The following is a 23138-nucleotide window of genomic DNA, read 5'->3' as shown; positions in this document are numbered from 1 at the left end:
ACCCACCGGGAAGCCCCTTCCCGGCCTCTGAAAAGGGGGAGGAAGCATATGCTTCTTCCCCCTTTTCGCTTTGGCTCCGTCGTGACGTTCGGTTGCTCCATCTCCATAACTTGGTGACAATACCGCCTTTCTATCCAGTTTCCCCATTGGTGGAATCCACAGTTAAGGCATTTTGTTGTTTATCCCTTTGGAATTTCGAGAAATAAGGCATCAGCCGTTTTCTACGGCACGGCCTTTGGAAAATCATCGAAAAGGTGCATGTCTCTGTAACGTGCCGCCCTCGTTGCCGGAGTGCTTGGAATGGGCTCCGGCTTGTTGGATCGACCGCACTCTTGTCCTGTACCCCGTACCGGGATAAACGGCTTTTTCAACACCTTCTCTATGAAAAACCATAACTAAGCGGAGATATATTCTATATTCCGCCTCAGCCGCGTTTTAACGCCCCCTCCCGGCAAAATAAACAAGAACCCGCTTGCTCTCACCACCATTGACGGCTATCATTCCATCCCAATTGATAGCCCACGGGGTGTTAACGTGTCTTTATCCACAAGTCAGGCCAGTGCCGTACGGAAGCTGCCGGATCATATCCGCAGTACACCCCCAAAAGACGACCCTTCAGCTTCTTTCGCCTCTCCCCTCCCTGTTCCCCCGGCCGCGCCCCACCGCTCCTTGTTCGGCAAAGAGCGCCCGGTTGTGGGGATGGATGTCGGCAAGGGCAGGATCTGCCTTGCGCAATGCCGCACCGGAAGCGCACCAATCCTTGAGGCCGTCCAGAGCTTCACTATCCCTGAAGACATGGGATGGGAAACGCCGGGCCTTGCCGACAGGGTGCGCGAAGCCCTGGACGCCTTCCTTCCCCGCGGCGGGCGCGACGCGGACATATGGGTTCGGCTTCCTGACGGGCAGGACGAACTCCGCCATTACCGCATCCCCAAAGTCAGCCCCAAAGATCGCGACGCCATCGCCATGATGGCCGCGGGCCGGGAAAAGCCGTTCAACGAGGCCGAAACCATCTTCGACTATCGTGTGGGCGCCGAAGTGTTGGACAAGGGCGTGCCCCGCCTCCCCGTCACCGCCATGATCGCCAACAAGGACGCGGTCAACACCGTCAGGCATACGCTCGCCGCAGCCGGCGTTTCCCCGGCGGGCATCACTTCCGGGAACATCTGCGCACAAAACCTGTTCGCTTCGGGGTGGCTGGCCTCGCCGTGGGAACATTTCGCCTTTGCCGACATCGGGGAGGATTCCACCCGCATCGGGATCTTTTCCGGCACCGGCATCGCACTCAGCCGAACCATCAAAACCGGGCTGAAAAGCCTCGTCACCGCATTGCAGGAATCCCACGGCGGCGGACGCCGCAAAAAAACTCCGCCCCCAGTCGTGCCGCCCATGCCGCAGCACCTGCCGATGGAGGCGTTGGGCGGGGAACTTGCCGGGCCCCACCCCGAACAGCAGGCCGTTTCGCCATTCACCTTGTCCGTAGACTCGTTCCCGTTGATCCTGCGGCCGGAACCCCTGCCGCTGGAACTGTCCCTGCCACAGCAGCCGCCAATGGATATGGCTGCCGCGCCTCCCCCGCCCGCAACGCCCCTTTCCTCCGTCCCCGCCGAACAGCCCCCGGATAACGGCATTTCCTATGAAGAAGGCCTGCGTCTCCTCTGCGAAAACAGGCTCCGCACTCCCGAAGAAGAGGAAAGCCTGCTTCTGCGTCTTTCCCAGCCTCTCGGCAGGCTGGCGCGGCAGTTGGAACGCACCGCCGACCACTTCCGCAACGCTATGGGGATGCCGAACATCCAAGGCGTCATCGTGTCCGCCCCCGGAGGGTGCATGGCGCTTGCGCTGAAACGATTTGAATCCGCCCTTGGCCTCCCCTGCCGCCCGCTCCGCTTCGAGGGGCAGGCTATGCCCGGCGCGGCTGCGGATCTGGAAAAGGCGCTGTCCAGCCCCGCCAATGAAAACCTGCTTCAGGCCATCGGCCTAAGCCTCTCCGCCCCCGCGTATACGCCCAATGCCCTCATGACCTGCAAGGATCGGAAAAGCAGGGAACGGCAGATGCGGATCACGTCCCTTTCAATGGTGATTACGACCGCCGCGCTCATGCTGCTTCTGGCCTTCTGCGGCAAGCTGTACATGGGCTATTTGGACGGAAAGGCGCACAAGGCCGAGCTGGAAAACCGGATTGCCTCGTGGCCCGTGCTCTACACGCCGGATCAGCTCAGGAGCAGCCTGGCTGATACCCGGAAATGGCAGGTGCAGGCCCGGATGCTGGCGAAACGCCGTATCGCCGCCGCACTCGTGACCGAACTCTCGGCCATCACCCCTGAGGGCATCCACATCACAGGCATGCGGGTTATGTTCAAGGACATGGCCTCCGGCAGACAGGAAACGCGGCGCGGCACGAAGAAGCCATCCGAACCCGAAGAAAACGCCGTCGCCGTGCTCACTGGGAGCGCAGTGGGCGACATGCTCCGGCGCGAATCGCAGCTTGCGGAATTCCTCAGCCAACTGGAGCACTCGCCTATGGTTCTGTCCTTGCTTGTGGAAAAGCAGCAGACGGATACGGAAATCCTCTCCTTCGTCGCAACCCTGAGGCTGGTGTAACATGCGCCTCCCGCCCGTCCCGGCATGGTTCCCCCTCAGGGCCCTCGCCCTTCAGGGCGTGGCGGCGCTGGGCGTGCTGCTGTTTTGCCTCGCCCCGCTCCGCTACTGCACGTGGAAGCTCGAAGCGGAAATCAAGGAGCTCGAAAACCGGATACAGGTACAGGAAACCCTCCAGCCGCTCATGGAAGGGCTCAATGCCCGGCGCGAGGAAACCCGGCGACTCCTCGGAGCGGCCACCCCCCTGCCGACGCCGGATACCCTGCCGCTCATCATCGCCTCACTCCAGGAAATGGTCAGCCTTTCCGGGATGCAAAGCTCCCGTTTCGTCCCCGCCGCCGAAACCGTTGTGGAAAAGAACCGTATCCGTCTGGACGGCACCCTTTCCGGCCCTCCCGAAAATTTCCGGCGGCTTGTCCTCCTGCTGAGCGAACAGCCGTGGCTTTCCGGCATGGAATTCCTGAACGTCACCCCTTCCGAAGCGCACCCCGCATATTCACTGGGGATTTGGGCCACATTCACGCAGCCGGCCAACATCCTGCGGCACTGATAAGGGGCTGAGACGATGACGCTTCGGGAAAAGATACTTTTGGCGGTCATGGGGGCCTCCGTCATGGGGGGAGGCATCCAGTCCGGCCTTTCGATGCTGCCTTCCCCTGCGCCGTCCGGCACGGACAGTTCCCTCAGGCAAGCCCAGTCAGCCGCCGGGGAAGTCGCAGCACTCCTGCGGGCCCTCCCGCTCTCGGAAGGCCAGCGCTACATCCTCGCCTCTTCGCTGCGCCCGGCCCCACGCAATCCGTTCACCCTTCCGGCAAGCGGGCTGCCGGACACGAAACAGGCGGCATCCGCAAACGCTTCGGGCCTCGTCTATTCCGGCTATGTGCAGGCCGGGAAGAAAGCCCTCGCCATCATCGGCGGGCTGGAATACGGCGTGGGCGATACGCTCCCCAATACCGGCGACGTGATCCGGTTCATCGATCCCGACGGCGTGCGCCTTTATTCGCCTTCGCGGAATGCCGAGTGGACCCTGCCCTACTCCGGGGACGACTAACCTCGCCTCTCAACGAACAGCTTCGGCGCGACCCGGCGGCGAGCGGAGAATACTATGCGACAACGGCCCTTTTCCTTCCTCTGTCTCCTAGCCATGCTCTGCCTGCTGGCGTCCTGCTCCCCCAAGCAAGACAAAAAGCAGCCGTTCATGGATCATTGGAAGCAGCTTTCGCAGGATTCACAAGGGTATTCGCCCGCGCCCTCCGATCTGCGCCCCGAACCCCGTGTGATCATGCGCCACGCGGAAAAACGGGAACAGGCCGTGCCCCGTCCCCTGCCCGCCATCCCCGTTACCCTCAAACTCCATAACGTGGATGTCGGCGTCGCCCTGCGCAGCCTCGCGGCCGCCGCCGGGGTCAACATCATACTCAGCCCCGGCGTAGGCGGGACGGTCAGCCTCAATGTCCAGAAATCCCCGTGGCGGGACGTGTTCCAAGGGCTGCTGCGCTCCAACGGCCTGCAATACCGCTGGCAGGGCAATATCCTGCAAGTCCTGACCGCCGTGGAAAAGCAGAAGGAAATCAACCTCCAGACGCTCGACAACCAGCTTGCCCAGCAGGAGCTCATCTCACGCCAGAATTCGCCGCTCACCGTCAGCGTGGTCAGCGTGCGCTATGCCGAAGCCGCGGCCCTGCAGCAGAGCCTCACCAAATTCCTTACCGCCGCCAACGGGCAAGGCGGGCAGGCCGCCGTCATCGAAGTGGACGAACACAGCAACGCCCTAATCATACAGGCTACGGAGCAGGATCAGCAGCGCATCATCAGGCTTGTGGACAACCTCGACCGCCCGCGCCCTCAGGTTCACCTCAAAGCCTACATTGTGGAAGCCACCAAGGAAACCGCCCGCGAACTCGGCGTGCAGTGGGGCGGCGTCTGGCGCTCCGGCTCCTTCGGCAACGGCAACCACGCATGGATCGGTTCCGGCGCATCCGGCACGCAGGGGCAAGACCCCGTCACCGGCGGCCTGACCGGGACGCATGGCTCCGGCCTCGGCGGAACGCCTTTCGGCCTCGACTATTCCGGCATCGCATCCAACGACATGGGTTCGCTCGGCTTCCTGTTCGGCAAGGCCGGAGGCAGCATGCTTGAAGCCCAGCTCAACCTCATGGAAAAGGACGGCACCATCAACATCCTGTCCTCGCCTTCCATCACCACGCTGGACAACAAGATGGCCTACACCGAGAACGGCGAAAAAGTCCCCTATGTCTCCACAAGCAACATGGGCGACCGTGAAGTCAAATTCGAGGATGCGGTACTGCGCCTTGAGATGACGCCCAACGTCATCGACGGCGACAACCTCAAGCTCAAGGTGCTGGTCAAGAAGGACGAGGTGGACACCTCCCGTTCCGTGGAAGGCAACCCCTTCATCATCAAGAAGCAGACCGAGACGACCCTCATCATGCGCAACGGCGAAACCGTGGTCATTTCCGGCCTGACCAAGGAAAAGGGCACGGACGTCAACGCGGGCGTTCCCGGTCTCAAGGACATCCCCGGCGGCAGGCACGTCTTCGGCCACGAGAGCAAGGGCAAGGCGATGGAGGAAGTGCTTATCTTCATCACGCCGGAAATCCTGCCCACGCGCGAGATTCCGCCGCTCCCGCCCGCGCCTTCCATGAGCGAAAGCCCTTCGCTCCGAAACGGGGCGTCTCCCACACCCCCGGCCGGGGCCGTGAGGAGATAGCGCATGCATACGCGAATGAGACTCGGAGAATTGCTGCTGGACTCCGGCCTGCTCAGCGCCGACCAGCTTGAAACAGCCCTCCAAGGCCAGCGCAGCAGCGGCTTGAAGCTCGGCGAATACCTGATCAAGCAGGGGATCTGCCGTGAGAGCGACGTTGTGGACGCCGTGTGCCGCCAAACGGGCATCGAGCGCTATACGCCCTCCCGTTTCCCGCTGAACCTGTCCCTTTCCGAGCGCCTGCCCTCCGACGCCGCGCAGCGCACCAATGCCGTCCCCCTGCTCATCCGTGGGGATGTGCTGGTCGTGGCGATGATAGACCCGCTGGACATTGACGCGCTGGATCGCATTGAAATCGCCACGGATCGGGAAGTGGAGCCGGTCATGTGCCTCCGGCAGGAGTTCACCCAGCTCTACGCCGCGCTGTACGGCCATTTCAACACGATGGACGGGGTGATGGAGAGCTTTGCCGCCCTGCCCGATCAGCCCGTGGCGTCCGACGACCTGCTCATCGCCAGCGAAACACCCAGGGACGAGCTCGGCCAGCCCGACGAAGCCCCGGTAGTCCGCCTCGTCAACTCCATCCTGACGCAGGCGGTACGCGAATCGGCGAGCGACATCCACATCAGCCCGGAAAAGGATTCCATCCAGATCCGTTTCCGCATCGACGGCAGGCTCCGCAAAACGCCTTCGCCCCCGAAAAACGTCGGGGCCTCCATCGTCTCGCGCATCAAGATTCTGGCGAACATGGACATTTCCGTTACCCGCCTGCCGCAGGACGGGCGCTTCACCATGATGGTGGATCGCCGGGAAATCAACGTCCGCGTCTCCACCCTGCCGACCATCTACGGCGAAAACGTGGTCATGCGCCTGCTCGATATGAGCACCAACCACGTCCACACGCTGGACAAGCTCGGCATGAGCGGCAAGGACTGCAAGGCCATTTTCAAAACGCTCGAAAGGCCCTACGGCATGATCCTGTCCACCGGCCCCACCGGGAGCGGCAAGAGCACCAGCCTCTATTCCATCCTCCAGCTTCTCAACAAGCCGGACGTAAACGCCATTACGCTTGAAGATCCCGTCGAATACCGCATTGACGGCATCCGGCAGGTTCAGCTCAACGTCCGGGCGGGCATGACCTTCGCCTCCGGCCTGCGCTCCATCCTGCGTCAGGACCCTGACGTGATCATGGTGGGCGAGATCCGCGACGGCGAAACCGCGCAGATCGCCGTGCAGGCGGCCCTCACCGGGCACCTCGTGCTGTCCACCCTGCACACCAACGACGCGCCCGGCGCCGTCTCCCGGCTCATGGAAATGCACATTGAGCCTTACCTCGTCGCGTCCGTGCTCCTCTGCTCGTTTGCCCAGCGCCTTGTCCGCAAAGTGTGCCCCCATTGTGCCGAGCCCTATGATCCGCCCCGCGCCCTGCTCAGGCTTTTTGGAATCAAGGATGGGGAAAGGGCGGCCTTCCGGCGCGGGAAAGGCTGCTACCATTGCGGGAACACTGGCTATTTGGGCCGGATCGGCATTTTTGAGGTGATGCCCGTGACGCCGGAAATCCAAGAAGCCATTGTCCGCCGGGCCCACGCGCAGGAGATTTCCGCCATCGCCCAGCGGCAGGGCGTCATGAACACCCTCGCTCAGGACGCGGCCCACAAGATCCGCGCCGGGATCACCACCGTCGAGGAAGCCCTCCGCTTTGCTATGGTATAAAAAGGGAGAGCCGGGGGAGGGAAACCTTTCTGAAGAAAGGTTGTCCCTCCCCCGTACCCCCTCCCTTCCCAAGACTTTCGACTGGTGGGGAGGCCGCACGAAAGGAGTCCCTGTCGGGCGGCTGCTGGGGCAAGTTGCCGATGTTCCGAAAATATGCTTTTGGCTGTGTCATAGGAAACGGTTAATGCTTTATTTCTTGAAAATTCCAAAGGAATAACTAGGCCGTGTCGTCGTTTAATATAACCATTTGAAATTATTTTAAATAACTCTTTTGCGGCTTAAAAACAGTTAAATAATTTCAATAGACTATATCTAATTGACGACACGGCCTAGTAAAATGCCCCAATCAAGAGCCTCCCAGCGGGAAAAATTGGACAAAAAATCTATATCTTCAGTATATTGTAAAAACTAAACGACCACATACTCTAACAGAGCCATAAACAATAAAATGCCCCAACCATTGGGACAATTAGCGAAAAAGCTGAATAACAGTCTGTAATTCTTTATATTATAGAGATAAAAAGCAACCACATACTCTGATAGGGCTATTCTTTTTTGCGTTACGTATTGGTCGTATCACAGCAAATGATTGATGTTTCATTTCTTGAAACTCCAAAATGGTAAACAACAAATACCCTATCCATAGATTCAACTGACGGAAAAATTGAAGGAAACGGCTGTATTTTTATAACTATAAATATATAACAATCACATTCTATGATAAATTATGATGTACTTATTAAAATTGACAATAAAAAAACGTCGTTGCCATATCAATATATTGCCATTTCATTTTATGTAATTTTAAAAAAATGTCGGGGAAAATATTTTCATTGTTAAAATTACAGCAACCACATTTAAAAATTCAACAAAGCCAACTCCTATAAAATCATACCAATCAAATGCTATGACAGAGCCTAAAAAACAATAAACTGTTCTGAAACAAAAGCAGTCAACAGAAAAATAGATAAACGATAATTATTCATTAGATATATGAATATCGGACATATTCTATGACAAAGCCTGCGATGCTCATCCTGAACCGTACCGGACACCGGCAAAACGGGGACATCGCCAAATGCTTTCTTACCGTTCAGGCCAACCATACGAAGGGACTCCTGCCGGACAGCCTCCCCACCAGTCGAAAGTCTTAGGGGGATGAGGGGAGGGGGTTCGGGGGAGGGGAGAAGGGGCCCTTCTCCAGAAGGGGCCCTTCTCCCCTCCCCCGTTTATGCAAAGGACACTCATGGCGGATCTGAAACATACGTACGCCTACCGGGCGATCAATGACGAAGGCGTGACGCTCACCGGCGATGTTGAGGCCGAAAGCGCGGAACAGGCGCGCCAAACGCTGCTTGGCCGCGGCCTCATGCCGACTGGGGTTACCCGTCAGGACGGCCCTTTGAAGGGCAAGCGCCTCAAAAGGCTCTTCCAGAAACCGGTCACCTGCAAACAGATCATCCTGTTCAGCAAACAGTTCCGCACGTTGTTCAACGCGGGCGTCCCCATCACGCAGCTTCTGGGCATCCTCCAGACGCAGACGGAAAACCCCACGCTCAAATCCGCCACTGCGGACATCGCGCAGCAGGTAAGCACGGGCGGTACGCTGTATAACGCATTCCGGTCGCATCCTGATATTTTCTCCCCGCTCTACTGCGCCATGATCCGGGCTGGCGAATTCAGCGGCTCGATGGGCGGCGTGCTGGATCGCCTCACCTACCTGCTGGAACACGAAAACAAAATCCACAGCGACGTGAAATCAGCCCTGCGCTACCCCAAAATCGTGCTGATCACGCTGGCCGGGGCCTTTCTTTTCCTCCTCAACTGGGTAGTCCCGAACTTCGCCAAGCTGTTCGCCAACGCCAAAATCGAACTGCCGTACCCGACGCGCATGGCCCTTGCCATGAATGCCGCACTGTCCGGCTACTGGTATCTGCTGCTGGCGGCTGCCGTCGGCATATTCTTCTGGGCGCGCTGGTGGATACGGACAAGCCGGGGCCGTTATCTGTGGGACCGGGCATTGCTTACCCTCCCGCTCGTCGGCAAGGTCGTCCAGATGTCGATCATGGCCCGTTTCGCCGCCATCTTTTCCATCCTCCAGCGCAGCGGCGTCAGTATCCTTGATTCATTGGATATCCTTTCAGAAACCATCAACAACGCCGCGCTGGAACGGGAATTTTCCGCCATCAAGGAAAAACTCCGATCAGGCCAAGGCATCGCGGAACCGCTCAGCAGCGCCCGCTATTTCACGCCGCTGGCCATCAATATGATTGCCGTAGGCGAAGGTGCCGGCAACCTTGAGGCCATGCTTGACGATCTCGCCGCCCACTATGACGAAGAGGTTGAGTACGCCGTGGGTGAAATGACCGAAGCCATCGGCCCCATCCTCATCGTCGTCCTCGCCGCCGTCGTCGGCTTCTTCGCCCTCGCCATCTTCATGCCCATGTGGGACATGACCAAGCTGGCATCCGGCGGATATTAAGGCCGGACAGCGAGGCCGCAGGAAAGCTCTTTTCACGGGAAAGGGACTCCCCTCCTTTCAGCGGCTTTTCCCCTTTGGCTCTGCCATGACATGGGGCTGCTTCATCTCCACAGTATGGTGAAAATACAGCCCCTTTCTCCAGTTTTCCCCTTGGCGGAATCTGTGGCTAAGGTATTTTGTTGGTTATTCCTTTGGAACTTCAAGAAAAAAGCATCTGCCATCTTCTATGGCACAGCCTTCCCCTGTATGAAGCCCTTTTCTTCTGCGGCAAGGATTCCAGTCCGCCTTGCCCCGCATATTTCCTCCGGCGGACCGAGGGACGGCAGCCTCCGCATGAAGCGCCGCACTCCGCCGATCTCCATGAGCCGTCACGGAAGCCCTCCCCGCCCCTCCGGTATCCTTTTCCGTCCATACCCCGCTTCAAAAAAAGGGTTTATTGCGGAAAGGAATATTGCTATACCTGCGGGGAACGGGCATCGGCCCACGGGGGAAAGATGAACACATCCATTCCATGCTACGGCATCATTCCGGCGCGTTACGATTCTTCGCGTTTTCCGGGAAAGCCGCTTGCCGACATTTGGGGGCGCCCCATGTTCTGGCATGTCTACGCCCACGCGAAACGCGCCTCGGTGCTCAGGGACATCGTGCTTGCCACGGACGACGAACGCATTGCGGAAGCCGCCCTTGAATGGGAAATCCCCTGCGTCATGACCCGCCGCGACCACGCCAGCGGAACGGATCGGGTTTTCGAGGCCGCTTCAAAGCTCGGCGTCGAGCCCCACGCCGTCATCGTGAACATACAGGGCGACGAGCCCGCGCTGGACCCCGCCGTCATCGGGCAGCTCGTGCAGCCTTTCCTTGACCTGACGGTGCAGGTGAGCACCCTCGCCACGCCGATTTCGCCGGAACGTGCGGCTTCCCCCAATCAGGTGAAGGTCGTGACGGCGGCCAACGGCGACGCGCTGTATTTTTCCCGTTCGCGCATCCCCTTCGACCGCGAGGGCGGGGACGGGGAAATCCTGGGGCACATCGGCCTGTATGCCTTCCGCATGGGGGCGCTGGAACGGTTCGTCGGCCTGCCGCAGTCCCCGCTGGAAAAGCGGGAAAAACTGGAACAACTGCGCTTTTTGGAAAACGGCGTCCCCGTCCGCGTAGTCCGCGTGGAAGGCTATGAAGCCCACGGCGTGGACACCCCGGAAGATCTGGAAACCATCCGCGGGCTGCTCGCGGAGCACACCTGCAAAAGCTGCGTCCGCTGATGCGGGTGCAGGCGCGACTTTGACAAATGCAACGGCGGGACTGCCGCCACGCTTCAACATAACGGAGACGGAATGAAGGCGCTATTGGCTCTTGAAGACGGTTTTGTACTTGAAGGACGTTCCTTTACCGGCCCCTGTGAGGGCGGCGGGGAAGTCATTTTCAACACCGGCATGACCGGGTATCAGGAGATCCTTACCGATCCCTCCTATTACGGCCAGATGGTGTGCATGACGTGGCCCCTGATCGGCAACTACGGGATCAATGCCGAAGACATGGAATCCGGCAGAGTCCACGCCGCGGCCCTTATCGTCAAAGAGTGCTGCAAGACGCCCTCCAACTGGCGCTCCGTGTGTTCCCTGCCCGACTTCCTGCAACAGCACGGCGTCCCCGGCATCGAGGGCATCGACACCCGCGCCCTAACCCGCCACCTGCGCATGCACGGAGCCATGCGCGGCATGGTTTCCACCTCCATCACCGATCCCGCCGAGCTCGTCATGCAGGCGAAGTCCCTGCCTTCAATGGAAGGCCAGAACCTCGTCACCCGCGTAATGCCCGCTACGCCGTGGAAGTGGACGGGCAACGGCGGCGTCCCCGCCGAACTCAACGCCGACGGCTCCTACAACTGGCCGGGCGAAGGCCCGCGCCTCGTGGCCTATGACTTCGGCATCAAGTGGAACATCCTGCGCCTTCTGACCGCGCAGGGCTTCGACGTGCTGGTCGTCCCGCCGTCCTTCACAGCCGAACAGGTCAAGGCCAGCGGCGCTCAGGCCGTGTTCCTGTCCAACGGCCCCGGCGACCCGGCGACCCTCACCGACGAGATTGTGACCATCAAGAAACTTGTCGAAAGCTATCCCGTGGCGGGCATCTGCCTCGGCCATCAGCTCCTCGGCCATGCCTTGGGCGGCACGACCCGCAAGCTGAAATTCGGCCACCACGGCTGTAACCACCCGGTTAAGGATCTCGCGACCGGGCATGTGGAAATCTCTTCCCAGAATCACGGCTTCTGTGTGGACATCGACAATGTTTCCGATGTGATCGTCACCCATGTAAACCTGAACGACGGTACGCTGGAAGGTTTTGCCCACAAGACCAAGCCCATCCTTGCCGTGCAGCACCACCCAGAAGCCTGCCCCGGCCCCATCGACAGCCAGTATTTCTTTGCCCGCTTCCGTGGCATGGTGCGCGACGCGGTAGGGTTCTAGTTTTTTATTGGGGAGGGGAGGAGGACTTTTCTGGGGAAGGGCACCCTACGGTTCTCCCTCCCCATCCCCAAAGCTGTACATACGGCCCTTCCTCACCCAAGGCGTTTGGCCTCATTGAACGCCTGCTTGATCGGATTTCCCCGCATATCCAGACGCCTGAGCGTTCACACGTTCGGGCGTTTTCCTCAAACAAAAGGCTCTCTTCTTCCGCTGGAACGAACTCCCTCCGCACAGCCTCGCCCACCAGCCGAACTGTCTGGGAAGATGAAGGATGGAGGCCGGAGGAAGGAAAAAGGCTCCCTTTTCAGGGATTTTCTTCTCCCTGCCCCGGTTATCTCACAAAGGAATATCCCCATGAACAAACGAACCCTTGGCGTCGTCTTCTTCCCGGCGTTCGACTGGGCGATCAGCCCGACGCATCCGGAACGCGAAGAGCGCCTGTTGTATACGCAGGATCAGCTCCGTGAGGAAGGGTTGTTCGACCTTCCGGGCATTACCGAGTACAAACCCGGCGTAGCCACCTATGAAGATATCGAGCGGGTACACTTCTGCCTGCCGAACGTCGGGCGCGTGTGCTCCGCATCGCACCTCGCCTCGGCGGGAGGCGCCATCCGGGCCGGTGAGCTCGTGCTTTCCGGGGAACGTGAACGGGCCTTCGCCTTGGTGCGGCCTCCGGGACATCACGCCATGCGCGTCACCCACGGCAACCGCGGCTTCTGCAACGTGAACATGGAAGCCGTGATGATCGAAAACCTGCGCAGCCGCTTCGGGCCGCTGCGTGTGGCCATCGTTGATACCGACTGCCATCATGGGGACGGCACGCAGGACATTTACTGGAACGATCCCGATACGCTGTTCATTTCAATGCATCAGGACGGCAGGACGCTGTATCCCGGCACGGGGTTCCTGCCGGAATGCGGCGGCCCCGGCGCGCTTGGGCGGACGGTGAACATCCCTCTTCCGCCCGGAACCGGGGACGAAGGTTACCTATACGTTACAAAAAACGTGGTGCTGCCGCTGTTGGAGGCGTTCAAACCCGACTTGGTGATCAACTCGGCGGGGCAAGACAACCACTATACCGATCCCCTCACCAACATGCAGCTTTCCGCGCACGGCTACGCCGCCATGAATGCGCTCCTCAATCCGCATATCGCCGTGCTTGAGGGCGGTTACTCCATCCGCGGCGCCCTGCCCTACGTCAATCTCGGCATCTGCCTCGCGCTGGCGGGCCTGCCGTTTGAACACGTCCATGAACCGGATCACGACGCCAAGGCGCTCAGGCAGCGCCCGCAAGTCACGGAATACATTTCGCGCCTCTGCGACGATGTTCTGAATCAGTACCACAACCCGCCGTCCCGCCCCTCCGAAGGCCGTCGCGACGGCGAATGGTGGCGGCGCGAGCGGGACATCTATTACGACACCGACGGCCTCAGCGAACACCAGAATGAAGGCATACGGCTCTGCCCCGATTGCCCCGGCCTGACCTGCATCGAAACATCGTCGGATCGCGTCGATAAAAGCCTGTGCCTGCTTTTGCCTCGCAACGCCTGCCAGCATTGCCGGGATCTTGCACATCGCCTCGTGGAAACGACCGGTAAAAAATCGGGCCGCTACGCGCATGTCTTGTGCATCGGCGGCCAATAAACGCAAGAGAGAGAGAGAGAGAGAGAGAGAGAGAGAGAGAGAGAGAGAGAGAGAGAGAGAGCCTCCCCTTCTTGAAGAGGGGGAGGCTCCTTTAGGATAAGGCTCTGTTATAGTACGTGCTTGTTTCATCTCCACAGCACGATGAAAATACAGCCTTTTTATCCAGTTTTTCCCTTGGCGGACTTATGACTGAGACATTTTATTGGTTATTCCCTTCGAATTTCAAAAAAAAGCATCAACCATTTTCTATGACACCGCCTAGGCTGCGTCGTCATTCAATATATAACTATTTGAAATTATTTAAAATAAATTCTTGCAACCTAAAAAATAATTTAATAATTTCAAATAATTATAGATAATATAACGACACAACCTGGGATAATAATCCATCAGGCTACGTCAGAGTAACCGGCTGGCATTTCCTTTTTAAAATTTCAAATAATGAATCAGTAAAAACACAGCCATAACGCTGTGCTATCGGAAAACGGAAGAAGGGAGCTGTGGGCTTCACTCCGCTGTGGAGATGAAACGCTCATCCCCTATGATACAGCCATCCGTTAATCACAGAGGGGCTCTTCAAAGTCGATTGTGTATGTCCCGCCAATCGCTTCATTCGTTGCCGTGACTTTGCTACCCTCATAGGTAACTTTCCAATCCGTGCCATAGTCCGCTGCGTCACCGTCATTGCCAAAAGCTTCTATCTTCGCAGCATGCGACGCATCGCTGCATGTCTTGTTACCTGTAAGCAACTCTTTGGCAAAACGCATATTATACCGGGCAATAGCCTCGGCAGCAACAGCAGAGGCCGCTTTGTCCGCCGCCTCTTTTTGCAGATCATAATATTTCGGCACCGCGACGGCGGCGAGAATGCCTAAAATGACCAGTACCGAAATGATTTCAATAAGCGTAAACCCCAACTGCCCTTTCTTAGTTTTTTGCATACATTTTCCTCAACATACGAAGATAGGAATAATAAAACGAAGAAAGGCATATCAATAATGCCTCTGCATTTTTTTGTCTATATCAGTTGAGAAAAATAGACTAATACATATTTTAGTTCAAAAAAGCTTGTTCCTTATCGTGCCGCCAAGGGTGGGAAAAACGCCAAATCCTATCTGCTTTTTTAGTATCCATCATTGATTACATATTATTAGGAATAAAAAGTGATTCACCCGCTCTGGATAAAAACCATTCTGACGCAATGAAACATCGTTTTATGTTTATAGATAAACAATTATCGTATTTTTCTGTTCTCCCTGAAACAAACATCTATATAAGGGAAACATATTCCTTTATCCCGTTGCCTCGGAAGGCGCAAAACGAAACCGGCAGGTCTGTATAAGCTGAAACAAAAGGGCTGACAGGGATGGCGGCATCATCGCAAGGCTTCCCCTGCTGAGTCCACGTTGCCGTGATGCGGAGGCATTCACGTTTTCAATAAAAATTTGGCTCTGTCATTATATGGTTGTTTTGTCTCAGTAACATACTGAAAGGCTGTATCATAGAAAATGGTTGATGCCTTTTTCCTTGAAGTTCGAAGAGAATAACCAATAAAATGTCTCAGCCATAAAGTCCGCCAAGGGAAAAACTGGAGAAAAAGGCTGTATTTTCACCGTGCTGAGGAGATGAAATAACCATGTATATAACAGAGCCTACTGAAATATATATTTTCTCCAATTTTTCCGCTGGTGGGCTCCATGATTGGAGGATTTTATTGGTTATTTCTTTGGAATTTCAAGAAATAAGGCATCAACCGTTTTCTATGGCACAGCCAAAATTTTATTTTAACCATTTGAAATTAAAAATATTTTTATAATCCATTAAAAAATAAATATCTCGTGATGCGGCCGCATACGAATGGATGCCGCATGTCCCCCCCCTCAAAAAACGCCATGCCGCCACAACGAATGAAACGTAAGGCCCCCCGCGATGAATCTTTGCCCTGATTCGGGATAAAAGCAGTGCCGATTCCGCCTTTCGCTCAGGGCCGCCTCAGGCTGTCTAACCGGGTGGGCAGATGGCGCGGTATGGTGTACAACAAGGGACAACCATGTAACCGCTATGAGGAAGCCATGCCCGTCGTCAATCATTCGTCCTATAATTCTCCCATATGGTTACGTAACGGTCACTTGCAAACCATCTGGCCCGTGCTGTTCCGCAATCCCCCTCTGCCTTCCCTCTGGCGCGAACGCCTTGAGACCCCCGACGGCGACTTCATCGACATTGATCATATCCCCGCCTGTGCGGGCATCCGTTCCGGGCGCGTAGCCATCCTGTCGCACGGGCTCGAAGGGAACAGCACACGCCGGTATATGCTCGGCATGGCGGAAGCCCTCAACCGCCGGGGCTGGGATGTGGTGGCCCGGAATTTCAGGGGGTGTTCCGGCGAAATGAACCGCACGCTTCCGCTCTACCACGGCGGGGAAACGGATGATCTGCACCTTGTCGTGCGGCACTGCGTCTCCCTCGGCTACGGGAGCATCGTGCTTGTGGGGTTCAGCATGGGCGGCAACCAAACGCTCAAGTACCTCGGAGAGCGCGGCCGGGCCATCCCTTCGCAGGTAAGCGCCGCCGTCGCCCTTTCCGTCCCGTGCGACATGGAAGGCGCGGCGGAAGTCCTTTCCCTGCCCTCCCGTGCTCCGTATATGGCCTATTTCCTGCGGACGCTGCGGCGGAAGGTCGAAGCAAAACATTCCCGATTCCCTGATCAGATCGGCATCGACGGGCTCGGCCGCATCCGCACGTTCAGTGAATTCGACGACCGCTATACCGCCCCGTTGCACGGCTTTCGTTCCGCACGCCATTATTGGTGCGAAAGCGGCTGCCTGCGCTTTCTGGAGCACATTGATGTGCCCTTCCTGCTGATCAATGCCTCGGACGACCCCTTCCTTTCGCCGGGCTGCTATCCGATCCGCATTGCGGAAACGAATACGGCCATGACGCTGGAAATGCCCCCTTGGGGCGGGCACGTAGGATTCGTCACGCCGGGGAACGCCCTCTATTGGTCAGAGAGGCGTGCGGCGGATTTTCTGGAATCCGTGTGTGGAAGCGCACACAATACCATACAGTAACATTTCTACATCCCCCGGCGGCATGGAACCTGTCCCCCGTACCGCCGCAAAACAAAAGGCCCTTTCGCAAGAACGGGCCTTTTGTTTTAGGCTGTGACATAGGAAACGGCTGGTGCCTTATTTCTCAAAAATTCCAAGGGAATAACCAATAAAATGCCTCAACCATAAAGTCCATCGGCGGAAAACTGAGGGAAAAAGCCGCGCTTTTTACCATACTGTGGAGATGGAACAACCATATGCTCAGAGCCTTCTTTTAGGCGTATCCATCGCGGCGGAGGGCCTTCCGAAGCTGTTGCAGAAAATCATGCCGAGGGATACATTCCGCGCCGTAACGCATGATGTGGTTCGTCGCCATCTGGCAGTCGACCAGTTGGCAATGCCGCGTTTTCAGCCACTCCATCAGCCTGACCAAAGCCAGCTTGGATGCGTGGGGGCGCACATGGAACATGGATTCCCCGAAAAACGCCCTCCCCAGCCCGACCCCATACAGGCCGCCCACGAGCGTATTTCCGACCGCGTCATGTTCCCACACTTCAACGGAATGGGCAAAACCCAGTTCATGCAGGCTGGCGTAGGCATCCACCATTTCAGGCATGATCCACGTCCCGTCCTGATCCGAACGCGGTGCAGCCGCGCATCCCGTCATGACCTCGCGAAAAGCCTGATTGACGGTCACGGAAAAGCCGCACTTGCGTATCTCCCTGCGGACGGTGTGCGGAATGCGGAAGTTTTCAGGAAACAGGACGCACCGGGGATCGGGCGACCACCAGAGCAAAGGCTGGCCTTCCCCATACCACGGGAAAATCCCGGCGCTGTAGGCCGCCAGCAGGCGGCGGACGCTCAGGTCGCCGCCGACCGCCACAAGGCCCTCCGGATCGGCCCCCTCCGGATCAGGAAACAGTTCCGGGTAATCGGGATGCAGGCGGTATATCATATGCCGCCCTCCCATAGGGGAAGGTTTTCCGTATGGGGCAACAGGGGCCTACGCTTTTTGTCGACTTTCAACACCAATGTATTCAGCTCCGGGGAAGTTTTCATGCTCCTGACCGTATCTCTCCTCTGCATCGTCACCTTTCTTGCGGGACTCATCGACAGCATCGCCGGAGGCGGCGGGCTGCTCAGGCTGCCGGCCATCCTGATCGCGGGGGTTTCGCCGCAGCAGGCGCTCGGCACCAACAAGTTCGTCGGTGCGATGGGCACGGGCGCGGCCATGCTCAACTTCGCCCGCAAGGGGCTCATCCTGTGGAAACTGGCCTTCGTCGGCATCCCCTGTGCCCTGCTCGGTTCCGCGGTCGGCAGCAAGTGCATCCTCGCCTTCGATCCCCAGACAGCCGGGAAAATCCTGATCGCCCTGCTCCCCGTAGCGGCCATGATAACCCTGATCCCCCGGCGCTCCAAGCCGTGTAAGGACAGCTTCACCTCAAAAGACATCTGCCTGCTGACCCCGCTCATCTGTTTCAGCGTCGGTTTCTATGACGGCTTTTTCGGGCCCGGCGCGGGCAGCTTCTTCATCATCGCCTTCAACGTCTGCCTGCGCATGAACCTCATTCAGGCTTCCGCGCTGACCAAGGTCTTCAACCTTTCCTCCAACCTCGGCTCGCTGTTTGTCTTCCTGTATCACGGCGACGTGCTTTTTCTCTACGCCATTCCCATGACCGTGGCCGACGTGCTCGGCAACCTCACCGGCAGCCAGCTCGCCATCCGTACCGGCCCGACCATCGTCCGCCGTTTTCTGCTCCTCTCGCTCGTCATTTTGTTCGTTTCCCTTATTTGGAAGTATTATTTCGCTGGGTAGGAGGAAGGAGGAAAGAGGGACTTGGAGGGGGGAAGAGGGGACTTTCTGGAGAAAGTCCCCTCTTCCCCCCTCCAAACCTCCCCCCTTCTCCCCCAAAGACTTTCGACTGGTGGGGAGGCGGCGCGAAAGAAGTTCGTTCCACTCCGATGCAGCGAAGAAAGACGGAAGATGAAAAAGCCCGAACAGAGTTGTTCGGGCTTCTCTTTTTTCTGCACGAAACGGATTTGCCATCAAAAAATATTACAATTCGCATTCTATCGTCCACAGGGAATGCGGGCAACAGGGATTCAATAAAAATGAACGTCTTTGGAAGAGGAGGGATGGGGGTTTGGGGGAAGGGAGGAGAAAGCCTTTCTTCAGAAAGGTTTCTCCTCCCTTCCCCCAATCTTCACCAATCTTCCCCCCTACTTTTCCTCAAACGTCAAGACCAGCTTGTCGCCGCCTTCTTCGGGCTCATCCACGACGACCGTACCGCCCTTGACGAGACGTCCGAAGAGGACTTCCCCGGCCAGCGGATCTTCCAGGGCCTCGCGGAGGAGGCGCTGCAAGGGACGCGCGCCGAGCTTGGCGTCATAGCCTTCCTTGGCCAGCCAGCTCCGGGCTTCGGGCGTCAGGGTCAGGTTGACCTTCTTGTCGGCAAGGCCCTTGCCCATTTCGGCTATGCACTTGTCCACAATCATGCCCATCAGGTCGGGCGTCAGGGCATTGAACGGCACCAACGCATCCAAGCGGTTGCGGAATTCGGGGCTGAACATCGCCTCCACAGCCTTGCGGCCGCGCTGCGCCGCACTCTGGGCCACCTTGCCCGCAGGGGCCTCAATGAAGCCCATCGGCGAGGCATCCATATCCCGGACGCCCGCATTGGAGGTCATGATCAGGACGACGTTCTTGAAGTCGGCCTTGCGGCCCGTGTTGTCCGTCAGCGTCCCGTAGTCCATCACCTGCAACAGCACGTTGAAGATGTCGGGATGCGCCTTTTCGATTTCGTCCATCAGCACCACGGCATAGGGCGTCTTGCGCACGGCCTCGGTCAGCAGGCCGCCCTGATCAAAGCCCACATAGCCGGGAGGCGCGCCGATAAGCCGCGACACGGCATGTTTTTCCATATACTCGCTCATGTCGAAACGCAGGAAGGCGACGCCCATGCGCTCGGCAAGCCGCTTGGCGAGCTCCGTCTTGCCGACCCCGGTGGGCCCATAGAAAAGGAACGAACCGGCGGGGCGATCCGTCCTGCCGAGCCCGGCCCGCGAACGCAGGATGGCACGGGTCACGATGTCCACCGCTTCATCCTGCCCGAACAGCACGGAACGGAGGTCATCCTTGAGCGTCTTCAGGCGGTCGCGCTCCTTGCCCGAAACGGTGCGGGCGGGAATCCCGGCCATACGGGCCACAATGCGTTCCACGTCCTGACGCGAAACCGAAGAGCCGGATTTGAAGCCCGGACGCAGCCGCACGGAAGCCCCGGCTTCATCCATGACGTCGATGGCCTTGTCGGGCAGCAGGCGATCCTGCACGTGGCGGGCGGAGAGCTCCACCGCCGCCCGCAGGGACGATGCGGAGTAGCGCACGTTATGGTGCTTCTCATAGTGGGGCTGGAGGCCCTTGAGGATGTCCACGCACTCGTCCAGCGAAGGCTCCTTGATGTCCACTTTCTGAAAACGCCGGGCCAACGCACGATCCTTTTCAAAGTGGTTGCGGAACTCGTCGTAGGTCGTCGAGCCGATGCAGCGGAGCTTGCCTTCGGCAAGGATGGGCTTCAACAGGTTGGAAGCGTCCATCGAGCCCCCGCTGGTGGAGCCGGCGCCCACAATGGTGTGGATTTCATCAATAAACAGGATCGCGCCGGGGATCTTCTGCAGCGCTCCGACCACGGCCTTGATGCGGCCTTCAAAGTCGCCGCGGTAACGCGCCCCGGCGAGCACCGCCCCAAGATCAAGGGAATAGATTTTCGTATCCTTGAACTCCTGCGGCACATTGCCGCTGACGATGCGCAGGGCCAAGCCTTCCGCAATGGCGGTCTTCCCGGTTCCGGGATCGCCCACGTACAGCGGATTGTTCTTACGGCGCCGGGCGAGGATTTCGATGGAACGCGACAGTTCCATCTCGCGACCGACCAGCGGATCGAGTTTGCCTTCACGGGCGCGGGCCGTCAGATCCACCGTGTAGCGGGCCAGAGCGTCCTTGGCCGATTCGGCGCCGCCTTCGCCCCCTCCAGATTCCGAGGATGATCCGCCTTCCGCCTCTTCGTCGTTGTTGGAGATGCTCTCCAGCACGGCAAGCCGGGTGATGCCCTGCTTTTTCAGGCAGTAGGCAGCCCACGAATATTCCTCTTCCTCAAGGATCGCGGCGAGCACGTCGCCGACCTCAACGCCAATCTCCTCATCCCGTCCCGCGCTTTTGACATGCGCCAGCGCGTTGTCCAGCACACGCTGGACGGCGAGCGTCTGGTAAACGTCCTTGGTGGGCTCGGCGAGGCTTTCCATATATGTTTTGAAAAAATGATCGAGGGCCTGCCGCAGCACGGGCGCACTGCCGCCGCACCGCTCGATGAGCTTCCTCCCGGAAGGCTCGGATGCAATGCCGTAAAGGACATGCTCCAGCGTCAGGTATTCATGCCGACGCTGTTTCAGCTCCTCCACCGCAATGCTCAATGCTTTCTGTAAGTTCTTGCCAATCATGCGCCAACCTCCTCAAGCGTGCAACGCAGGGGGTAGCCTGCCTCTCTCGCAAGGAAATGAGTTTTATTTACTTTGGTTTCGGCGATTTCATGAGGATAGACCCCAGCAATGCCTTTTCCGCGCTTGTGTACGGCCAACATGATGTTCGTAGCCTGATCCGCCGTCTTATGGAAAACGGTCATCAGGATATTCACGACGAACTCCATAGTCGTATAGTCATCATTGTGAAGCAGAACCTGATACATTTTCGGTTCCGCCACCTCAGCGTCCATGATGACGTCCGGTTCGCCGCCCGGAGCCGCGTGAAAGGGATTCTGGCTCATGGTTCAATCGTCCTTTTAAATAAAGAATAATTCCTAATAGCGCGTTCGCAAGGGCTGCGCAAGGGCAACGGGAGAGCGTCATGCATTTTTTCCCCACACGCCAAAACCGGCCCGTGGAGAATCCACACCTAATCGACTTGAGGCCCTTTCCGCTTCCGCCGTCAGTTCTTGCGGCGGAACAGCCTGTCCTGCAATTCCACGACCGTGGCGATGCCGTCGCCCTCGCCCTGTGAAGGGAAAAGGATCGGTTTGTAGCCGAGCCTGCGCGCCTGCGAAAGCCGGATATCGTGCGCAGCCACGGGGCGGATCTGCCCGTTGAGATCCACCTCACCCCACAGCACGGCCCGCTCAGGCAACGGGACATCGTAGAAGGACGACAGCATCGCTGCCACGAGCGCGAGATCCATACCCGGCTCCTGAATCTTCATGCCGCCGCCGACCTTGGCATAGATGTCCACCTGACCGAAATTCAGGCGCAGGCGTTTTTCCAATACAGCCAAGATAAGATGCAATCGGTTGACGTCAAATCCCAGCCCCGTGCGCCGGGGGATCGACAAATAGCTGCGCGTGACCAGAGCCTGCACTTCCACGGCGAGCGGCCTTTGCCCGTCCACGGCCATGACCACCGCCGTCCCGCTCAGGCTCGCGTCGCGCGCGCCCAAAAAATAGGTTGCGGGGTCTTCAACGACTTCCAGCCCCTGCCGAACCATCTGGAAGACCAGCAATTCCTGATTCGGCCCGAAACGGTTCTTCAGCACGCGCAGAAGCCGGAACATCTGGCGCCGATCGCCTTCCAGCGAAATGACCGTATCCACCATGTGCTCAAGCAGCCTCGGCCCGGCGAGCGCACCATCCTTCGTGACATGGCCCACCAAAACCACGGTCGTGGTGCCGCGCTTGCAGGCATCGACGATTTCCGTCGCCACGGCCCGAACCTGGCTCACGTTGCCGGGCAGCCCTTCCGCGCTTTCCGACGTAAACGTCTGCACGGAGTCCATGATTAGCAGATCAGGCGCGCCGTCGCCCTCAAGCAGCGGCAGCACGTCCTCAACCCGTGAGGTCGACAGTGCCAGCAGGTTGTCATGCAGCACCCCCAGACGGCTGGCGCGATCCTTGATTTGCGGCAGCGACTCCTCGCCGCTTGCGTACAAGACCAGCTTGCCCGAAGCGGCTACGGCCCCCGCCATCTGCAAAAGGAGCGTGGACTTGCCTATGCCCGGCTCACCGCCTATGAGCAGGGCGCTTCCCGGAACGAGCCCCTTGCCGAGCACGCGATCCAGCGCATCAAGCCCCGTACCGAACGGCTCATGCCCATGATCCTCGACATGGGCCAACGGCATGGCCTTCACAGGGCCGAGGCTCCCTATCGGGCGCTTCCGTGCGCCCTCGGCGGGCGCGGCCACCAATTCCAGCGAATTCCACGCCTTGCACACGAGGCATTGCCCCCTCCACAGCGGCGACTTTGCCCCGCATTCCGTACACACATATGTTTCCTTGATCTTGCCTGCCATGAAGAAACCTTCTGAAAAAGGAGAAGACGAACACTTTATGAAATGTAGGATTTTTCCCCTGAGAAGGAAAGCACCACCCGATCAAACGAGACACAGGGAACGCGGCGAACAGGGATTCGATAAAGTCAAAAGT

Annotated in this window: 18 protein-coding genes; 13 read left to right on the top strand and 5 right to left on the bottom strand. The window is 58.2% G+C overall.

All coding sequences use genetic code 11. The annotated features are described in order from the left end of the window. Positions 1 to 534 precede the first annotated feature (534 nt). From ACZM8Y_RS07005 to ACZM8Y_RS06955, 11 genes are all read left to right on the top strand, one after another. Positions 535 to 2601 (top strand): hypothetical protein, encoded by a 2067-nt coding sequence (locus ACZM8Y_RS07005; RefSeq protein ID WP_482333706.1) that lies wholly within the window; start codon positions 535 to 537, stop codon positions 2599 to 2601. A 1-nt stretch (position 2602) separates the two neighbouring features. Next, positions 2603 to 3148, top strand: a complete 546-nt coding sequence (locus ACZM8Y_RS07000) for a hypothetical protein (protein WP_482333708.1) — start codon at positions 2603 to 2605, stop codon at positions 3146 to 3148. A gap of 15 nt (positions 3149 to 3163) precedes the next feature. Next, positions 3164 to 3649 (top strand): hypothetical protein, encoded by a 486-nt coding sequence (locus ACZM8Y_RS06995; RefSeq protein ID WP_302551483.1) that lies wholly within the window; start codon positions 3164 to 3166, stop codon positions 3647 to 3649. Positions 3650 to 3703: 54 nt separating this feature from the next. Continuing rightward, entirely contained in the window at positions 3704 to 5329 is a 1626-nt protein-coding gene (pilQ, locus tag ACZM8Y_RS06990; RefSeq protein ID WP_482333710.1) for a type IV pilus secretin PilQ, read from the top strand. A gap of 3 nt (positions 5330 to 5332) precedes the next feature. Then, a complete protein-coding gene (locus tag ACZM8Y_RS06985; protein ID WP_482333712.1) occupies positions 5333 to 7039 on the top strand; it encodes a GspE/PulE family protein in 1707 nt (568 codons plus the stop codon). Between the two features lie 1013 nt (positions 7040 to 8052). Then, the gene (locus ACZM8Y_RS06980) at positions 8053 to 8193 is read left to right on the top strand and encodes a hypothetical protein (protein WP_487480089.1); all 141 of its coding nucleotides are present in this window, start codon (positions 8053 to 8055) and stop codon (positions 8191 to 8193) included. 92 nt (positions 8194 to 8285) lie between these two features. After that, positions 8286 to 9521, top strand: coding sequence for a type II secretion system F family protein (locus tag ACZM8Y_RS06975; protein WP_302551487.1), 1236 nt, complete (start codon positions 8286 to 8288; stop codon positions 9519 to 9521). Between the two features lie 494 nt (positions 9522 to 10015). Further along, the gene (gene kdsB / locus ACZM8Y_RS06970) at positions 10016 to 10780 is read left to right on the top strand and encodes a 3-deoxy-manno-octulosonate cytidylyltransferase (RefSeq protein WP_482334137.1); all 765 of its coding nucleotides are present in this window, start codon (positions 10016 to 10018) and stop codon (positions 10778 to 10780) included. A 72-nt stretch (positions 10781 to 10852) separates the two neighbouring features. Continuing rightward, the gene (gene carA / locus ACZM8Y_RS06965) at positions 10853 to 11983 is read left to right on the top strand and encodes a glutamine-hydrolyzing carbamoyl-phosphate synthase small subunit (protein WP_302551489.1); all 1131 of its coding nucleotides are present in this window, start codon (positions 10853 to 10855) and stop codon (positions 11981 to 11983) included. Positions 11984 to 12337: 354 nt separating this feature from the next. After that, positions 12338 to 13627 carry a histone deacetylase family protein gene (locus ACZM8Y_RS06960; protein WP_302551490.1) on the top strand — a complete coding sequence of 430 codons (1290 nt, stop codon included), beginning with the start codon at positions 12338 to 12340 and terminating at the stop codon, positions 13625 to 13627. Beyond that, positions 13602 to 13727 carry a hypothetical protein gene (locus ACZM8Y_RS06955; protein ID WP_489501684.1) on the top strand — a complete coding sequence of 42 codons (126 nt, stop codon included), beginning with the start codon at positions 13602 to 13604 and terminating at the stop codon, positions 13725 to 13727. The genes ACZM8Y_RS06960 and ACZM8Y_RS06955 overlap by 26 nt, the downstream gene beginning before the upstream one ends. A 457-nt stretch (positions 13728 to 14184) precedes the next feature. Here ACZM8Y_RS06955 and ACZM8Y_RS06950 read toward each other — a convergent pair whose 3' ends face one another. Beyond that, positions 14185 to 14568: a pilus assembly FimT family protein gene (locus tag ACZM8Y_RS06950; RefSeq protein WP_308771931.1), complete on the bottom strand. Its 384-nt coding sequence runs from the start codon at positions 14566 to 14568 to the stop codon at positions 14185 to 14187. Between the two features lie 1131 nt (positions 14569 to 15699). On the opposite strand from ACZM8Y_RS06950, the gene ACZM8Y_RS06945 reads away from it, so the two are divergent. Next, positions 15700 to 16698 carry a YheT family hydrolase gene (locus ACZM8Y_RS06945; protein ID WP_482334144.1) on the top strand — a complete coding sequence of 333 codons (999 nt, stop codon included), beginning with the start codon at positions 15700 to 15702 and terminating at the stop codon, positions 16696 to 16698. Positions 16699 to 16951: 253 nt separating this feature from the next. Here the strand turns inward: ACZM8Y_RS06945 and aat are convergent, their stop codons facing one another. Further along, complete coding sequence (aat, locus tag ACZM8Y_RS06940; RefSeq protein WP_482334141.1) at positions 16952 to 17632, bottom strand: leucyl/phenylalanyl-tRNA--protein transferase; 681 nt, start codon at positions 17630 to 17632, stop codon at positions 16952 to 16954. 102 nt (positions 17633 to 17734) lie between these two features. On the opposite strand from aat, the gene ACZM8Y_RS06935 reads away from it, so the two are divergent. After that, positions 17735 to 18493 (top strand): sulfite exporter TauE/SafE family protein, encoded by a 759-nt coding sequence (locus ACZM8Y_RS06935; protein WP_302551494.1) that lies wholly within the window; start codon positions 17735 to 17737, stop codon positions 18491 to 18493. A gap of 404 nt (positions 18494 to 18897) precedes the next feature. On the opposite strand, the gene clpA is transcribed toward ACZM8Y_RS06935, so the two are convergent. From clpA to radA, 3 genes are all read right to left on the bottom strand, one after another. Further along, a complete protein-coding gene (clpA, locus tag ACZM8Y_RS06930) occupies positions 18898 to 21171 on the bottom strand; it encodes an ATP-dependent Clp protease ATP-binding subunit ClpA (protein WP_482330409.1) in 2274 nt (757 codons plus the stop codon). After that, a complete protein-coding gene (gene clpS / locus ACZM8Y_RS06925) occupies positions 21168 to 21443 on the bottom strand; it encodes an ATP-dependent Clp protease adapter ClpS (RefSeq protein WP_374044387.1) in 276 nt (91 codons plus the stop codon). The genes clpA and clpS overlap by 4 nt, the downstream gene beginning before the upstream one ends. 212 nt (positions 21444 to 21655) lie before the next feature. After that, positions 21656 to 23005 carry a DNA repair protein RadA gene (gene radA / locus ACZM8Y_RS06920; protein WP_302551497.1) on the bottom strand — a complete coding sequence of 450 codons (1350 nt, stop codon included), beginning with the start codon at positions 23003 to 23005 and terminating at the stop codon, positions 21656 to 21658. Positions 23006 to 23138: the final 133 nt, after the last annotated feature.

The organism is Bilophila sp., assembly GCF_057864385.1.
This window is presented reverse-complemented; position numbering and strand designations above follow the sequence as displayed.

Excerpts from the sequence above, each read along its gene's own strand:
- clpS (WP_374044387.1), bottom strand. The coding sequence starts at position 21,443 with ATGGACGCTGAGGTGGCGGAACCGAAAATGTATCAGGTTCTGCTTCAC.
- ACZM8Y_RS06975 (WP_302551487.1), top strand. The coding sequence starts at position 8,286 with ATGGCGGATCTGAAACATACGTACGCCTACCGGGCGATCAATGACGAA.
- ACZM8Y_RS06950 (WP_308771931.1), bottom strand. The coding sequence starts at position 14,568 with ATGCAAAAAACTAAGAAAGGGCAGTTGGGGTTTACGCTTATTGAAATC.
- clpA (WP_482330409.1), bottom strand. The coding sequence starts at position 21,171 with ATGATTGGCAAGAACTTACAGAAAGCATTGAGCATTGCGGTGGAGGAG.
- radA (WP_302551497.1), bottom strand. The coding sequence starts at position 23,005 with ATGGCAGGCAAGATCAAGGAAACATATGTGTGTACGGAATGCGGGGCA.
- aat (WP_482334141.1), bottom strand. The coding sequence starts at position 17,632 with ATGATATACCGCCTGCATCCCGATTACCCGGAACTGTTTCCTGATCCG.
- ACZM8Y_RS06955 (WP_489501684.1), top strand. The coding sequence starts at position 13,602 with ATGTCTTGTGCATCGGCGGCCAATAAACGCAAGAGAGAGAGAGAGAGA.
- ACZM8Y_RS06945 (WP_482334144.1), top strand. The coding sequence starts at position 15,700 with ATGCCCGTCGTCAATCATTCGTCCTATAATTCTCCCATATGGTTACGT.
- ACZM8Y_RS07000 (WP_482333708.1), top strand. The coding sequence starts at position 2,603 with ATGCGCCTCCCGCCCGTCCCGGCATGGTTCCCCCTCAGGGCCCTCGCC.
- ACZM8Y_RS06995 (WP_302551483.1), top strand. The coding sequence starts at position 3,164 with ATGACGCTTCGGGAAAAGATACTTTTGGCGGTCATGGGGGCCTCCGTC.
- kdsB (WP_482334137.1), top strand. The coding sequence starts at position 10,016 with ATGAACACATCCATTCCATGCTACGGCATCATTCCGGCGCGTTACGAT.
- ACZM8Y_RS06980 (WP_487480089.1), top strand. The coding sequence starts at position 8,053 with ATGACAAAGCCTGCGATGCTCATCCTGAACCGTACCGGACACCGGCAA.
- carA (WP_302551489.1), top strand. The coding sequence starts at position 10,853 with ATGAAGGCGCTATTGGCTCTTGAAGACGGTTTTGTACTTGAAGGACGT.
- ACZM8Y_RS06935 (WP_302551494.1), top strand. The coding sequence starts at position 17,735 with ATGCTCCTGACCGTATCTCTCCTCTGCATCGTCACCTTTCTTGCGGGA.
- pilQ (WP_482333710.1), top strand. The coding sequence starts at position 3,704 with ATGCGACAACGGCCCTTTTCCTTCCTCTGTCTCCTAGCCATGCTCTGC.
- ACZM8Y_RS06985 (WP_482333712.1), top strand. The coding sequence starts at position 5,333 with ATGCATACGCGAATGAGACTCGGAGAATTGCTGCTGGACTCCGGCCTG.
- ACZM8Y_RS06960 (WP_302551490.1), top strand. The coding sequence starts at position 12,338 with ATGAACAAACGAACCCTTGGCGTCGTCTTCTTCCCGGCGTTCGACTGG.